The organism is Pseudonocardia xinjiangensis (assembly GCF_012911925.1).
Classification (GTDB): Bacteria; Actinomycetota; Actinomycetes; order Mycobacteriales; family Pseudonocardiaceae; genus Pseudonocardia; species Pseudonocardia xinjiangensis.
On record NZ_JAAXKY010000088.1, the window covers coordinates 15471 to 30798 of the forward strand.

The window sequence follows — 15328 nt, forward strand, 5'->3', positions numbered from 1 at the left end:
TGCCGATCAGCTCAGGTGCTCCACCAGCGCCGCCGTCACCTGGGCCGTGGTGGCCGTGCCGCCGAGATCGGCGGTGCGGGTCTCCGGCTTCGCGAGCGTGGCCTCCATCGCGGTGACCACGTCGGCGGCCGCGGCCGGATGGCCGAGATGCTCCAGCATCAGGGCCGCCGACCACACCGCCCCGACCGGGTTGGCCATGCCCCGCCCCGCGATGTCCGGTGCCGACCCGTGCACCGGTTCGAACATGGACGGGAACTCCTTGGTGGGGTCCAGGTTCGCCGACGGCGCGATCCCGATCGAGCCGGCGACCGCGGCGGCGAGGTCGGAGAGAATGTCGCCGAACAGGTTCGAACCGACCACCACGTCGAACCGCCCGGGCTGCAGCACGAACTTCGCGGCGAGCGCGTCGATGTGCTCGCTGTCCCACCGCACGTCCGGGTGCCGGGCGGCGCGCTCGGCCACGACCTCGTCCCAGAACGGGAGGGTGTGCACGATCCCGTTCGACTTCGTCGCGGACGTGAGGTACCCGCGACGGGAGGCCGCGAGCTCGAACGCATAGTCGGCGATCCGGCTCACGCCGACGCGGGTGAAGATCGACTCCTGCACGGCCATCTCGTCCGGGAACCCGCGGTTGACCCGGCCGCCGACCTCGCTGTACTCGCCCTCGACGTTCTCGCGGACCACGACGAAGTCGACGTCCTCGGCCCCGCGCAGCGGGCTCTGCACGCCGTCGAACACCCGGATCGGGCGCAGGTTGACGTACTGGCGGAACGCCCGGCGGATCGGGATCAGCAGTCCCCACAGCGACACGTGGTCCGGTACGCCCGGCCAGCCCACGGCGCCGAGCAGGATCGCGTCGAACCGGCGGAGCGTCTCGATCCCGTCGGGCGGCATCATCGCGCCCGCACGGTCGTAGCGCTGACACGACCAGTCGAACTCGGTGTAGTCGAGGGCGACGTCGTGCCGGGCGCAGACGGCGTCCAGCACGGTGCGGGCGGCGTCGATCACCTCGGTTCCGATGCCGTCGCCCGGGATCACGGCGATCGTCTGCGCGGTCATACGACGCCGAGCCCGAGGACGGCGACCATCACGGGAAGGAACACGACGATGAGTATCGCTCCGATGACGTCGAAGGCGGCGCCGGAGCGAATCATCGTGGTGATCGGCACAACGCCGGACCCGTAGACGATGGCGTTCTGCGGCGTCGACACCGGCAGCATGAACCCGAACGACGCCGCGAACGTCGCGGCCAGCGCGGGCACGAAGGGGTTGACCCCCGCGGCCACCGCGATGGGGATCACGATCGGCACCACCACAGCAGCCGATGCCGTGTTGCTGGTGGTCTCCGACACGAGGATCGCCAGCAGCACCGCGAAGACCGTGATGGTGACGACGTTCGCGAGCCCCAGCCCCGACGACACGGCCTCGCCCAGCGTCCGCGCGAGCCCGGTGTCGGCCAGCAGCGCGCCGAAGATGATGCCGGTGCCGAACAGCAGGATCGTGCCCCAGTCGATCTGCTGGGCGTCGCGCCAGCGGAGCGTGAACTCGCGGTTTCCCCAGTCCGTCGGCAGCAGGTAGAGCAGCGACGCCCCGAACACCGCGACGATGCCCTCGTCGAGCCGCTCGCTCACCGCGTCGTAGGCGGCGGAGTCGTTGCCCGCCACGAGCGCGACGATGCCGGGCAGGATCCAGAGCGACACGGTGACGCCGAACGCGATCAGCGTGCTCTTCTCGGCCCGCGACAGTGGCCCCAGCGCGGCGCGCTGCTCGACCACGTACTCCGCGACGCCGTCGATGCGGCGGATCTCCGGCTTGTTGATCAGCAGCAGCACCACGGCCAGCGCCACGAACATCAGCAGGCAGATCGGCACCGCCACCGCCACCCACTGCGCGAAGCTGATGCGCTCCCCCGTGGCCTCCTCGATCAGTCCCCGGCCGATCAGGTTGGGCGGGCTGCCCACCGGCGTCAGCAGGCCCCCCACGCTCGCGCCGTACGCCAGCATGAGCATCAGCGCGGCGCCGACGCGCAGGCGCAGCGGGTCGAAGTCCTCCGCCACGAGCCCGCGGTCCTGCAACAGCTTCGCGATCACGCTGAGGATGCCCATCGCGGTGGGCAGCAGCATCGCCACCGTGGCGGTGTTGGACACGAACGCCGAGAGCAGGCACGTCACCGCACCGAACGCGACGATCACCCCGACAGTCGACTGCCCGACCCGCGGCAGCGCCAGTATCCGGAACGCGAAACGCCGCGCGACGCCGTGCTTGAGCATCGCCTGGGCGAGGATGAACGCGCCGATGAACGTGAAGACCGTGCTCGACCCGAAGTTCGCCAGCACGTCGTCGGCCGGGGCCACCTGCAGAATCACGATCAGCGCCACGCCGATCAGGCCCCCGATCGGGATGGGCACCGCCTCGCTCACCCACAGCACGATCACGCCGAGCAGGATCCCGGCCAGCACCTGCTGCTGAGGCTGGAGGTTCAGCGGCAGCGCCAGGAACACGATGGTCACGATCGGCGCGAGGAAGAGCCCGACGGTGCGGCGGCCCTTCTCGAACCGTTCCTCCGCCGGGGAGAGCCGTTGCTCCCCGAGACTGCGATAGGTCGCATGCCCGAGCAGGGCCTTGTCGACGTCGGTGCGGGTGCGCTGGCTCTCGGCGGTCATGGTCCCCTCCACGACGACGGGATCAACTCGCAGAGAGTGACACCCGTCACCCCGCGGCGCCAGTCCTGCCCCTCAGAGCGTGCGCGCCACCGCGAAGATCCGCCGGAACGGGAACCACGTGGTGCCGTCCGGGCGGGCGGGATAGGCGGCGCGCAGGCGGGGGGCCAGCTCCGACCGGAACGCGCCGTACTCGTCCGCGGAGAGCGCGTCCCGTACCGGCCGCAACGCCGTGCCGCTGATCCACTCCATCACCGGGTCGGGGCCGGTGAGCCGCTGCTGGTAGGTGGTCTCCCAGACGTCGACCTCGGCGCCCGCGCCGGCCAGCAGCTCGGCGTACTCGGCCGGTTCGGCCACCGCCAGCTCGCCGCGCAGGTCGATCCGCCCGCGCCACGGCTCCTGCCCGGCCAGCTCCCGGATCAGGGCGTGCGACGGCGCCCCGAGGTTGCCCGGCACCTGCATCGCGAACCACGCACCCGACGGCAGGGCCTCGACCCATCGCGGCAGCAAGTGCCGGTGAGACGGCACCCACTGCAGCACCGCGTTGGTGACCACCACGTCGGTGTCCGGCGGCGGCACCCAGTCGACGACGTCGGCCTGCTCCGCCGTGATCCCCCGCTCCCGGGCGGCCGCCACCATCTCCGCCGACGAGTCGAGGGCGACCACCTCGGCGTCGGGCCAGCGCGTGGCCAGCAGGGCGGTGAGGTGGCCCGGACCGCAGCCCAGGTCGACCACCCGGCGCGGGTCCACCGCACCCACCCGCGCGAGCAGGTCGTGGAACGGACGGGAGCGATGGTCGTCGAAACGCAGGTAGAGGGCTGGGTCCCAGGTGGTGGTGCTCATCGCCATGCGCTCAACTCTGCCTGGAACCGGCCCCGCCCAGCTTCAGCGTGCGCGCCACGTCACCGGCCACCTGTCGCAGCGCCGCGTCGTCGGTGCCCGGGTCGGCGCGCACCTGCAACACGATCCCGTCGCGCCCCGGCACCTTGCGCTGCACGAACCACGCGCCGCCCCCGGGCAGGTCGCGGTGGTGCCTGCTCTTGATCGAGCCCGTGACGCGCGCGTGGACCACCTCCGGCACCGCGCCGGGCTCGGCGAGCCGCAGCCGCCGCGGGGTGAGATCCGCGATCAGCACGGCACCCCCCACGTCGTCCTGCACCTGCGCCTCGACGAGGACGATCGCGCCGTTCTGCCACGACGCCTTGCTGACCAGATGCCAGCCCAGCCGGCGCACGCCGTCGGCGGTGGGCAGCCACATCCCCAGTGAGGTGACGACCAGATGCCCGCCACCCTGCAGCGACGCCGAGCCGAGCACCTGCTCGTCGGCGTCGAGGGTGCCGGCGAAGCCCTCGGGCAGCTCGTCGCGCCCCAGCAGCCGGCGCACCGCCTTCAGCAGGTTCACACCTGAGCCCTTTCCCGCAGTGCCTTCCCGTACTGCTCGAGCGGCACGAGATCGCCGAACGCCTGCATGTAGGCGTCGAGCTCCTCCACCGGGTTGATGCGCTGCAGCCGCGACTTCAGCTCCGCCACCTGCGCCTCAACCAGCGCCAGCCGCACCCCGGCGATGATGCTCCCGACGTAGCGGGCCTCCTCCGGGTTGCGCCGCGGGAGCTGCAGCGGCTCCACCGCGAGCTCGGTGACCAGCGAACGCGATTCCGGGGTGCACTCGGCGAGCACGGCCTCCAACCAGACCTGCCCGGTGCGCCCGCTGCACACCCCGCCCGCCGCCTGCACCGCGCGGTGCACCAACGCGAACGCGGGGTGTGTGAAGACCTGCTCGGGCAGCTCGTCATAGCTCGGACCGGCGATGGCGGGCATCTGCAGAGCGGCCTTCAGCGCCTCCCGCTGCCGGTGCAGCCGCGGGTCGTCCTTTCGCGGCGGGGCGGGCGGTTGGCGATTGGTGCCGCCACCCCGCCCCTTCGCCGCCTCGGCAGGCGCGCCCGCCGACTCCCGCACCCGCCGCACGACCATCGCGATGTCGTCCCAGCTGGTCCAGCCGGCGAGCCTGCGGGCGTACTCGTCGCGCAGGTCCTCCCGGCGGATCTGCGCCACGAGCGGCACGCAGCGCTGCAACGCCGCCACCCGGCCCTCGGCCGTGTCGAGGTTGTGCTCGCGCAGCATGCTGCGGATGGCGAACTCGAACAGCGGCTCCCGGCGGGCCACCAGGTCGCGCACGGCCGTGTCGCCGTGGGTCTGGCGCAGCTCGCAGGGGTCCTGCCCGTCGGGGGCGATCGCCACGAACGTCTGGGCGGCGAAGTTCTGGTCCCCCTCGAACGCCTTGAGCGCCGCCGCCTGCCCGGCCGCGTCACCGTCGAAGGTGTAGATCACCTCGCCGAGGTCGAACGAGTCGTCGCCGATCAGCCGGCGGATCACCCCGACGTGGTCGGAACCGAAGGCCGTGCCACAGGACGCGACGGCGGTGGGCACCCCGGCCAGGTGCATCGCCATCACGTCGGTGTAGCCCTCGACCACCACCACCTGGCGCCGTTTCGCGATCTCCCGCTTGGCCAGGTCGAGCCCGAACAGCACCTTCGTCTTGTGGTAGACGGAGGTGTCGGACGTGTTGAGGTACTTGGCCTCGATGCCGTCGTCGTCGAAGAGCCGGCGCGCCCCGAACCCCACGACGTCACCGCCGAGGTCCTTGATCGGCCAGAGCAGCCGCCGGTGGAACCGGTCGATCGGGCCGCGGCGGCCCTCCTTCGACAGACCGGCCTTCATCAGCTCGTCGAAGGTGAACCCGGCCGCGAGGAGGTGCTTGGTGAGGGTGTCCCAGCCGGCGGGGGCGTAGCCGCAGCCGAACGTCTGCGCCGCGGCCGCGTCGAACCCGCGGCTGGTGAGGAACTGCACGGCCGGCGCGGCCTCGGGCGTGCGCAGCTGCGCGGCGTAGAACTCGGCGGCGCGCTTGTTGGCCTCCAGCAGCCGGCTGCGCGTGCCCCGGTCGCGCTGTACGGAGCTGCCGCCGCCCTCGTAGGTGAGGCGGTAGCCGACGCGGTCGGCGAGGCGCTCCACGGCCTCGACGAACCCCACGACCTCGATCTTCATGATGAACGCGACGGCGTCCCCGCCCTCGCCGCAGCCGAAGCAGTGGAACGTGCCGTGGCTCGGCCGGACGTTGAACGACGGGGACTTCTCGTCGTGGAACGGGCACAGGCCCTTCAGCGCACCGGCACCCGCCCGACGCAGGGCGACGTACTCGCCGATGACCTCGTCGATCCGGGTCCGGTCGCGGACCTCCGCGATGTCGCTGTCCCGGATCCGCCCTGCCACGGGCCGAGTGTAGGCCCGCCCCACGCGCCGGCCCGCGAGCACCGCGCTCCGTCCCCGCCCGAGATCACCACACGCCGCGGACGCCCCCCGGGCGCGGTCAACGCGGTGCCGCGCGCAGCCCCGCCGGACGAGTGGAGACCACCGTGCGGCCCTGCGACCCGCGCTGGGTCGGGATCGTGACGGTGGTGCTCGCGCCCGCCCTCCGCGGCCGGTCGGAATGGGGCCGGTGCCGGTCGGTGAGCAGCGGCACGACGGCCATGACAAGCATCAACCCGATACCCGCCACAACGCCGATGATTGTGAGGACATCGGAGAAGCTCATACCTCCACAGTGCGCCGGGGAACCTGAGAGGCGCCTCGGCCGGAGGTACGGATTGGCCGAGAAAACCCGGCCATTCGGCCGACCCCTGCCCCTTCCCCTGCCCGCGTCATGGACACACAACGCTGCATCCGCGGCCACAGAACAGCGATATGTGACCACAACGCGGCTCGGGCGGCGTCACGACCCGGGAGCCCGCGAGCAGCGACCGCGCCGGCCCCCGACCGCGTCATGGACACACAACGCTGCAACCGCGGCCGCAGAACAGCAACACGGGACCACAACGCTCTTGGACGACGTCACGATCCAGTGCCCGCACAGCGACCGCGCCAGCCACCCCACCGCGGCATGGACACGTATCGCGCCGACAACGGCCGCAGAACAGCGAGATGTGACCACAATGCGGGCCGGCGCCCGCCCGGGTGCACGACCAGTCACACACCCCCACCCACCGCGTCATGGATACATAACGCGGCATCCGCGGCCGCAAAACAGCAATACGGGACCACAACGCTGTCACCGTGGCCGGGCGGCAGCAGGAACGGGCGACTCGCGCACCCGAAACGGGCGACTCGCCGGGCGGCCGCTGCCTCACACCGCCAGGAGCAGCTGGACCGCGGCGAGTCCCGCCAGCAAGGCCGGGCCGCGCACCAGCTGCCGCACCAGGTCGATCGGGACCGCGCCGAACCCCGTGTCGAACACGGCCGCGCCGTAGTCGGGCGGGGGTCGGGTGGCTGATCGTTCGACCACGGCGACCGCCCCGATGGGGATCAGCACCACGGCGAGGGGGTTCGCCGGGAGCAGCGCGGGCAGCACCGCCGCGGTCCACACGGCGGCGACCACGAGGGGCGCGGCGAGGTGGAGCAGGGTCAGCACGCCGTCGGTGCCGCCGAGTGCGCGGCGCAGCGCGGCGGAGCGGGTGACGGCACGCAGGCCCGCCGCCACCCGGCTGGCGATCGCGTAGGCAGCGACGGCGACGACGGGCGCCACGGCCACGTGGGGCAGGATCGCGGCGGCGGTGTAGGAGACGACCAGCAGGCCCACCCCGAGTGTCAGCGCGCCGGGGGTGCGCAGCGCGCGGCGCAGGTCGGAGTGCAGCAGCGCGACGGATCGGTGGCCCAGGCCGCGGCGTGCGCGTCCGCGGCGGGCGGAGCGCCACCGCCGCTCCTCCAGCAGGCCGAGCAGCAGTCCCGGCTCGATGAACGTTCCCGCCGCCTGGACGGCGGCCGCGAGGCCGCTCCCTGCGCCCAGTGCCGCGCGGTCCAGGACGATGAGCCGCCGCCGTGCCACGACGAACAGGACCAGCGCCGCTGCCCAGGCGACGACGGCCGTGTCGGTGACGGGGACGGAAGGGACGGTGGCCGAGCGCGGGACCAGCAGCGCGGCCAGGGCGAGCGCGAGCCCCGCGCCCACGAGCCCGACGCCTGTGGCGCGTCCGGCCCGCGGGCTGCCGGCCTGCCACACGACGGCCGCGGCGACGAGCGCGACCGCAACCCCCGCCCCGGTGACCGACCACCACACCGCGGTCCGCCACGGCGGCACCGTCCCGGCGACGACGATCGCCCCGAGCGCTCCGATGCCGGCTCCGACCACCGCCGCGACCGCAGCAGCGGCGGCGAGCCGCGGCCTGAGCATGGCTCCGCGGTCGACGACGCCGGAGAGCACCCAGTGCCGGACCGCCGGGCCGGCCAGCATCGGGCCGAGGGCGAGCGCCGCGCGCAGCACCATGCCCGCCAGCACCAGCCCGACGGCGCCGAGCAGCAGCCCGACGTGGGGCGCGTGCGGCAGCGGGGCGGCCTCGGCGCCCATCACGCGGCGCAGGCCCTGCACCAGCAACCCACCCAGCACGAATACAGCGAGCAACGGCGTGTACCAGTCGCTGCCCGGCCCGTCCTTGGTGGCCGCCCGCCGGGCGCGCCGGACCCGAGCCAGCTCCGTCCGCAGCTCCCTCGCGGCGGGCACGTGCACGAGCGGGGGCGCCGTCACGCGCCCAGCTCGACCGTCTGGTCGGCCACCGCCTCGACGACGGCGGCGTCGTGCGAGGCGAACAGCACCGCGCAGCCGGCGGCCTTCTCCCGTTCGAGCCGCTCCACCAGCCACCGCCGACCCGCGGCGTCGAGCCGCTGCTCGGGCTCGTCCAGCACGAGCAGCCGGCGCGGGCGGACGAAGCAGGACGCCAGTGCCAGCCGCCTGCGTTCCCCGCTGGAGAGACCCACCGGGGTGCGGTCGGCCAGGGCCTCCAGGCCCAGCTCGGCGAGCACCGGCGCGGTGTCGGGCTCCACGCCGTGCGCCCGCGCGAGCAGGTCGAGATGCTCGCCGACCGAGAGGTCCGGGAAGAACCCGACGTCGTCGAGCACGCTCGCGACCGCTGCCCGGGAGCGCGGGTCGTCCTCCCGCAGCTCGTTGCCGTCGAGGAGCACCTCGCCGTGGTCGGGCCGGTCGGCACCGACGACACAGCGCAGCAAGGTGGTCTTGCCCGCGCCGTTCGGGCCGACGACCGCAGCCGCCCGGCCAGGGCCGAGCGAGAAGCCGACACCTGCCAGCACCACGGCTGTGCCGAACTGCCGGACCAGGCCGTCCACGACCAGCACGCGGTTCACCCCCCGGGCCGCGACGGTAGCAGCCGCGTCCCTCGTTGCAGCAAAGCCACGTTGCGGCAACGTCGTTGCATGATCGTGGCTTTGCTGCAACGGGCAAACCGGGCCCGCGTAGGTTCTCGTGGCGTGGACACGGGGGTCGAGAGCTTCGAGCAGCACCGGGCACACCTCATCCGCGTGGGATACCGCATCACCGGCAGCCTCGCCGACGCCGAGGACGCCGTGCAGGAGGCGTGGCTGCGCCTCGCCGGGCTGGACGACGACGCCCGCGCCGAACTGCGCGACGACCGTGCGTGGCTCACGACCGTGGTCGGGCGGCTCTGCCTCGACCGGCTGCGCTCCGCCGCCGTACGGCGTGAGCGTTACGTCGGCCCGTGGCTGCCCGAGCCCCTCCTCACCAACGGCGACGCGGACGAGCCGCTCGCCGCCGTCGTGCGCGACGAGGGGGTGCGGATGGCCGCGATGGTCGTCCTGGAGCGCCTGTCGCCGCCGCAGCGGGTGGCGTTCGTGCTGCACGACGCGCTCGCGCTGCCGTTCTCCCAGATCGGCGACGTGCTCGGTTGCTCGGAGGCCGCCGCACGCCAGCACGCGACGCGGGCGCGGCGCCTCGTGGCAGCGGCCGACCCGCCGCCGCGGGTGCACACGGCCGAGCAGCGCGCGGTCCTCGGCCGCTTCGCCGAGGCGATCTCCCGCGCCGACGGCCCCGCGCTGCTCGCCCTGCTGCACCCCGACGCCCAGTGGGTCACCGACTCGAACGGGAAGACGAAGGCCGCTCGACGCACCATCGTCGGCGCCGACAAGCTCACCCGCCTGCTGCTCGGCCTGCTCGACCGCTACGGCGACGAGATGGCCACCGGGTGGACCCCCGTCGAGGTCAACGGCGACCTCGGGTTCCGGACCCCGGCCTACGGAGGTACCGGGCCGGGGGTCACGGTCGTCACCATCCGGGACGGCCTGATCACGGCCGTCTACCTGATGGTCAACCCCGAGAAGCTGGAACACCGCCCGGCCTGACCCCCGGAGACGGGCGACTCGCGCACGCGAAACGGGCGACTCGCGGGCGGGGACGGGCGGCTCGCGGGGCGGGACGCAGGCGGGGCCGTGTCCGGTCAGCCGGGCAGGCGGACCTGGCACGCCGCGTCGAAGCCCTGGTCGACGATGCCGAGGGCGTGGTAGGCGCGGGCACGCATGTTCTCCAGCGCGATGGAGTGGGTGAGCTCCACCAGCCCGGCCCTCCCCAGCTCCGCCTCCAGCCGGGCGACCTGCGCGTCGGTGACGGTCGGTGGGGTCGCCGTCATCGCGTCGGCGTAGGCGAGCGCGAGCCGCTCGACCGGCTCGTAGAGCGGGTGCGTCGGGTACTCGTCGATGTGTTCGAGCCGCTCGACGTTGAGCCCGTCCAGCCGCTGCAGCATCGTCCCGAAGTCGACGCACCACGAGCAGCCCACGACGGTCGCCACCCGGTAGACCGCGAGCTCGCGGAGCCGGGCGGGCAGCACCGTCGCCGCCCGCTCGTACGCCAGCTCGGCGACCAGGGACGCCCGGAACAGGCGCGGGTGGTGGCGGAGCACCGCGAACGGCTCCGGGACGTCCCCGAACCGCCGTCGCATCAGTCGGTACAGCAACCGGCCCACCGGTCCGGCCTCCTCGGCAGGCACTGCCGGGATCCGTGCGCTCATGGTGTCCTCCTGGGTCGTCCGTGCGGCTCGTCAGCTGTGGGACGAGGCAGCGGGGCGATCCGTGACTAGTGCGGTGGCCACAAACGTCCACCGGGTTCCTCGCCGGCCCAGGCGGCCCCTCACAGCGTTGCCGTCCTGGCGAATACCCCGGTATGAGCTGCGGACGGCGCCTTGCGAGGAACCACCTGGATCCCGCGATCAACCCGGCAACGTTCGTGGCCACCGCACTAGCGTTGTGGCCATGACCGGTTCCGTGATTCCCGAGACCCACCTCGACCTGCTGGCGCGCCCGCTGATCGGGCACCTGGCCACCGTCCGGGCGGACGGGGCACCGCAGGTGAGCCCGATGTGGTTCTCCTGGGACGGGACTTATCTGCGGTTCACGCACACCTCGAGGCGGCAGAAGTACCGCAACGTGCAGGCCGACCCGCGGGTGGCCTTCTCGATCGACGACCCGGAGCGCCCGCCGCGTCACCTGGAGATCCGGGGCCAGGTGGAACGGATCGACCCCGACCCGACCGCGGAGTTCTTCGGCGAGCTCGCCGACCGCTACTCGATGACGTTCGACGGGCCGCCCGCGGACGCCCCGTTCCGGGTGGTGCTCGTCGTCCGCCCGGAGTCGGTGAGCTACGAGTAGCGGCGGAACGTCGCGGCGTGGCGGGCCACGGCCTGCTGGTCGGTGAGCACCGCGATCTGGTCCAGCACCACCCGCAGCCTCGCGGCGTCGTCGGCGGCGACGGCCCAGTCCTCGGCGAAGAGCGGGTCGAGGGAGTCCGGGGCCTTCGCCAGCAACGCCGAGCCGAGCTCGGTGAGCAGCTCCCGCTGACGGGCCTGCATCGCGAGCCGGTCGGGGTCGCTCATCACGTACCTCAGCGCGACGGCCTTGAGCAGGGCCACCTCCGCCGCGGCAGGGGACGGGACCACGAGGTCGGCGCCGTAGCGGGACAGCTCGCCGGCTCCGTGCGCCGCCCGGGTGGCGTCGATGGCGGCCAGCGCGAACCGGCCGACCAGCTCGCTCGTGAGCCGCTTGAGCGCCATGTGCGCGACCCCCGTGGCCGTGGCCGACGAGAAACCGCGCACCGCGGCCACCACGGGGAGGGCGAGCAGCGCGTCGGCGGCTTCGGCGAGCGCGTCGGTGGAGACCCCGAAGTGGGTGGCGGCCAGCTCCACGACGGCGGCCCGCTCCGTGGGTGACCCGAGGGCGGCGAGGTCGATGCGGCCGCTCACGATGCCGTCCTCGACGTCGTGCACGGAGTAGGCGACGTCGTCGGACCAGTCCATGACCTGCGCCTCGAGGCACCGCCGGTCGCCCGGGGCGCCGTCGCGGACCCAGGCGAACACCTCCGCGTCGGCGACGTAGGCGCCGTACTTCCGGTCGCCCGGCCGGCGCACCCACGGGTACTTGCACGACGCGTCGAGCGAGGCACGGGTGAGGTTCAGGCCGCTGCCGCCGATCTTCGGCTCCAGCCGGGTGAGGATGCGCAGCGTCTGCGCGTTGCCCTCGAACCCGCCGCAGGCCACGCCGAACTCGTCGAGCGCCCGCTCACCGTTGTGCCCGAACGGCGGATGGCCGATGTCATGGGCCAGCCCGGCCGTGTCGACGATGTCGGGATCGCAGCCCAGCTCCTCGGCGATCCCGCGGCCGATCTGCGCGACCTCCAGGGAGTGAGTCAGCCGGGTGCGGGGCACGCCGGTGATCTCCGCCCCCTCCCCCGGGCCCACGACCTGGGTCTTGCCGGCCAGCCTGCGCAGGGCGGCCGAGTGGAGCACCCGGGCGCGGTCGCGCGAGAACGGGCTGCGGCGCTCGGTGTGCCCGGTGCCCTTGGGCTGCTCGGGGCTGCGCCGGGCCCGGTCGTGCTCGGTGTACCCGTCGCATCCGGAGCCGGGCAGACGCTCGGCCACAGGTCAGCCGAGCCCGCTGGTCTGGGTGTCGGCGGAGGCGTGCGTGAGCCGGTAGTACAGCAGCGCGCCGGTCTCGCGGATGATGTAGCGCAGCTGCGTCTCGCGCGTCTGCACCACCGGCCCGCTGCGGGTGGGCGACGTCTCGGCCTGCAGCCCGCTGTCTCGGGCCATGATGCGGGCGCGCAGGGAGTGCCACGGGTCGCTGACGATCGCCGCGGTGTGCCAGCCGTCCTGCTTCGCCCGGGCGGCGACGGCCTGCAGGCTGAGGAGGGTGTCGGAACCCTCCCCGACCGCGATGACGGCCTGCGGGGGCACGCCCCGGTCGATCAGGAAGCGGCGCCCCGCCTCGGCCTCGGTGTAGACGTCGCCGGGGCGCCCACCCCCGGTGGTGACGATGCGCGGGGCCAGCCCGTCCTCGTACAGCGTCTCGGCGTGCCGCAGCCGCGACGCGAAGATGGAGCTGGGGTCGCCGTCGTACTGGGCGGCGCCGAGCACCACCACGGCGTCGACGGGCTGCCGGTTGTCGACCCGCGCCACCTGCCAGATGCGGAACGCGGTGCCGCCGATGATCATCACACCGATCAGGAGGCCTCCGACCAGCAGTCGGACGACCCAGCGACCCCGCCTGCCGCGCTCGACCGGCGCGAGATCGCGCATCCCGCGCATCGGTTCGGTCGGCGCCTCGGAGCGGGAGCGCACCGGGGTGGTGACGGGTTCGGTCATCCGCCGATCCGGCTTTCCGTGGTGGCGAGTGCCGTGCCGGCGCGACCGGAACGGGCGGCCACCACCTGGGCGACGATCGACACCGCGGTCTCGGCCGGGGTGCGGGCGCCCAGGTCGAGCCCTACGGGCCCGTGCAGCGCGGCCAGGTCGTCCTCGGTGAGCCCGGCCGCCAGCAGCCGCTGTCGCCGCGCTGCCTGGGTGCGCCGCGAGCCGAGCGCCCCGATGAACCCGCGCCCTCGTCGCAGACCCTCGATGAGCACCTCGTCGAACGTGGGGGCGTGGTCGAGCAGGACGAGCACGTCGGCGTCGGTGAAGCCGGCGACGGCGGCACGTACGGCGGAGAGCTCCGTCTCGGTGCGGGCGTTCCACCCCAGCAGCTCGCACTGGGCGACCAGCGCGTCGCCGATCGCACCGGCCCCTGCCACCAGCACCGAGGGAACCGGCACCCACAGGTCGACCAGCAGTTCGTCGCCCTCGACCGCCACCCGCTCGGTGACGGTGGCCCCCCGCCGCACGAGCCCGCGGGCCGCCTCCACGGCGGCCGCGTCGAGCCGGGGCGAGCCGAGGCCGCCGTGCACCCCTTCCAGCTCGGGACCGGTGAGCACGAGCGCGCCGACCCCGTCGGTGGTGGAGATCAGGGCGGCGGACGTGCCGCGCTCCAACGCCTCGCCCAGGGCGATGGCCTGCTCGGCCGGTAGCGGATGGCCAAGCAGCGTGGCACCTCCGGCACAGGCCAGCCCCGCGCCAAGCGCGTCGGCCTCGCTGACGTGTGCCTCCCGGGTGTCGGCCCGGTCGACCGCCGCCGCCGCCAGGGGCACCGCGGCGGCGTCGAGCGTGCCGCGGTAGACCACCCCGGCCGCCGACCCCGCCGCGGTGGCGGCCACCAGCTGGCCGCTCTCGACGGTGCCGAACCCGTGCCGCTCCAGCACTCGTACGACACCGACACCGTCGGCTGCCCAGCGCTGTAGGGCGGCCCCGAGCTCGTGGAGCGAGGAAGTGCCGGTCGAGGCGGTCGGAGCGCCCGTACTCACGTCGGTCACGATCGCCAGGGTAGCGACAGACACCGACGCTGCGACGGCACGTGAGAGCGCCGTGTCACAACCACCCGCGTTCGTCGGCGAGCCGCACCGCCTCGGCGCGGGTGCGGGCGGAGGTCTTGCCGATGGCCGCCGACAGATGGTTCCGGACCGTGCCCTCGGAGAGGTGCAGCCGGGCCGCCACGGCGGCCACCGTGGATCCGTCGGCGGCCGCGACGAGGACGTCACGCTCGCGGTCGGTGAGCGGGCTGGTGCCGCTGGAGAGCGACTCCGCGGCGAGGGTCGGGTCGACGACCCGCAACCCGGCATGCACCCGCCGGACGGCATCCACCAGCTGCTCGGGCGGAGCGTCCTTCACGACGAACCCCGAGGCCCCGGCGCGCATGGCGCGGGCCAGGTAGCCAGGTCTGCCGAAGGTCGTGAGGACGACGACGCGGCACGTCGGAAGCGCCGAGCGCAGCGCGCCTGCGGCGTCGAGGCCGTCACCACCGGGCATCTGGACGTCGAGCAGTGCGACGTCCGGCCCGGTCCGGAGCGCGGCGGGCACCACCTCGGCACCCGAACCGACCTGGGCCACCACCTCGATGTCGGGCTCCAGGCCGAGCAGAGCCGCCAGCGCACCCCGGACGAGCGCCTGGTCGTCGGCGAGCAGCACCTTGATCATCCGGCCGGCTCCCTCCGCCGGACGGCGGCGGTACGCGGGAGGACCTCGGCCAGCAGCCGGTAGCCGCCGGTGGGTGCCGGACCGGCCTCGACCCGGCCGCCGACAGCAGCGAGCCGCTCGGTGAGCCCGCTGATCCCGTGACCCGCCGGCGTGCCGGGCGGGCTGCCGACGCCGTCGTCGACGATCTCCACCGACATCGGCGTGAGTCGCACCGCACAGCGGCCGGCCCCGCTGTGCCGGATGGTGTTGGTGACGCCCTCCCGCACCACGTGCGCGAAGGCCTGCTGCCGGTCCGGCGGTACGTCGTCGACGGCGGCCGGCAGATCCGCCTCGATTCCTGCCGCGCGCAGGGCCTCCCGGGCACCGGCCAGCTCACGACCGAGGGACGCCACGCGGTTGGCAGACACGGTGGAGCGCACCTCGGCCAGCGCCTGCCTGCCGAGCTGCTCGACGTCGGTCACCTCCTCGCCCGCCCGCCCGACG

16 protein-coding genes are annotated in these 15328 nt (G+C 73.8%); 2 read left to right on the forward strand and 14 right to left on the reverse strand.

Annotation, left to right across the window (positions count from 1 at the left end; genetic code table 11):
- Positions 1-6: 6 nt before the first annotated feature.
- The 8 genes from HF577_RS23755 to HF577_RS23790 form a co-directional block, all read right to left on the reverse strand.
- Positions 7-1059: a tartrate dehydrogenase gene (locus tag HF577_RS23755; protein ID WP_169398150.1), complete on the reverse strand. Its 1053-nt coding sequence runs from the start codon at positions 1057-1059 to the stop codon at positions 7-9.
- On the reverse strand, positions 1056-2663 hold the full coding sequence (locus HF577_RS23760; RefSeq protein WP_169398151.1) for an SLC13 family permease: 1608 nt from the start codon (positions 2661-2663) through the stop codon (positions 1056-1058). The genes HF577_RS23755 and HF577_RS23760 overlap by 4 nt, the downstream gene beginning before the upstream one ends.
- A 72-nt stretch (positions 2664-2735) precedes the next feature.
- Entirely contained in the window at positions 2736-3503 is a 768-nt protein-coding gene (locus tag HF577_RS23765) for a trans-aconitate 2-methyltransferase (protein WP_169398162.1), read from the reverse strand.
- Between the two features lie 10 nt (positions 3504-3513).
- The gene (locus tag HF577_RS23770) at positions 3514-4062 is read right to left on the reverse strand and encodes a hypothetical protein (RefSeq protein ID WP_312859329.1); all 549 of its coding nucleotides are present in this window, start codon (positions 4060-4062) and stop codon (positions 3514-3516) included.
- Positions 4059-5927, reverse strand: coding sequence for a DNA primase (dnaG, locus tag HF577_RS23775; protein ID WP_169398152.1), 1869 nt, complete (start codon positions 5925-5927; stop codon positions 4059-4061). The genes HF577_RS23770 and dnaG overlap by 4 nt, the downstream gene beginning before the upstream one ends.
- 97 nt (positions 5928-6024) lie before the next feature.
- Complete coding sequence (locus HF577_RS23780) at positions 6025-6249, reverse strand: hypothetical protein (protein WP_169398153.1); 225 nt, start codon at positions 6247-6249, stop codon at positions 6025-6027.
- Positions 6250-6837: 588 nt separating this feature from the next.
- Positions 6838-8232, reverse strand: a complete 1395-nt coding sequence (locus HF577_RS23785; RefSeq protein ID WP_169398154.1) for a DUF6297 family protein — start codon at positions 8230-8232, stop codon at positions 6838-6840.
- Positions 8229-8846, reverse strand: a complete 618-nt coding sequence (locus HF577_RS23790) for an ABC transporter ATP-binding protein (protein ID WP_211174736.1) — start codon at positions 8844-8846, stop codon at positions 8229-8231. The genes HF577_RS23785 and HF577_RS23790 overlap by 4 nt, the downstream gene beginning before the upstream one ends.
- A 123-nt stretch (positions 8847-8969) precedes the next feature.
- On the opposite strand from HF577_RS23790, the gene sigJ reads away from it, so the two are divergent.
- Positions 8970-9857 (forward strand): RNA polymerase sigma factor SigJ, encoded by an 888-nt coding sequence (sigJ, locus tag HF577_RS23795; protein ID WP_312859330.1) that lies wholly within the window; start codon positions 8970-8972, stop codon positions 9855-9857.
- 95 nt (positions 9858-9952) lie between these two features.
- Here the strand turns inward: sigJ and HF577_RS23800 are convergent, their stop codons facing one another.
- Positions 9953-10519 (reverse strand): carboxymuconolactone decarboxylase family protein, encoded by a 567-nt coding sequence (locus HF577_RS23800; RefSeq protein ID WP_169398156.1) that lies wholly within the window; start codon positions 10517-10519, stop codon positions 9953-9955.
- A 241-nt stretch (positions 10520-10760) separates the two neighbouring features.
- Here HF577_RS23800 and HF577_RS23805 point away from each other — a divergent pair, with 241 nt between their 5' ends.
- A complete protein-coding gene (locus HF577_RS23805) occupies positions 10761-11156 on the forward strand; it encodes a PPOX class F420-dependent oxidoreductase (protein ID WP_169398157.1) in 396 nt (131 codons plus the stop codon).
- Here HF577_RS23805 and HF577_RS23810 read toward each other — a convergent pair.
- The 5 genes from HF577_RS23810 to HF577_RS23830 form a co-directional block, all read right to left on the reverse strand.
- Positions 11147-12421, reverse strand: a complete 1275-nt coding sequence (locus tag HF577_RS23810) for a deoxyguanosinetriphosphate triphosphohydrolase (RefSeq protein ID WP_312859331.1) — start codon at positions 12419-12421, stop codon at positions 11147-11149. The two genes, HF577_RS23805 and HF577_RS23810, sit on opposite strands and share 10 nt — an antisense overlap.
- A 3-nt stretch (positions 12422-12424) precedes the next feature.
- Positions 12425-13078, reverse strand: coding sequence for a YdcF family protein (locus HF577_RS23815; protein ID WP_169398166.1), 654 nt, complete (start codon positions 13076-13078; stop codon positions 12425-12427).
- A gap of 62 nt (positions 13079-13140) precedes the next feature.
- Complete coding sequence (locus HF577_RS23820; protein ID WP_312859332.1) at positions 13141-14184, reverse strand: XdhC family protein; 1044 nt, start codon at positions 14182-14184, stop codon at positions 13141-13143.
- Positions 14185-14239: 55 nt separating this feature from the next.
- Positions 14240-14845: a response regulator transcription factor gene (locus HF577_RS23825; protein ID WP_169398158.1), complete on the reverse strand. Its 606-nt coding sequence runs from the start codon at positions 14843-14845 to the stop codon at positions 14240-14242.
- The coding region (locus tag HF577_RS23830) for a sensor histidine kinase (protein ID WP_407692236.1) at positions 14842-15328 on the reverse strand (487 nt) is incomplete at its 5' end. The genes HF577_RS23825 and HF577_RS23830, both read right to left, overlap by 4 nt.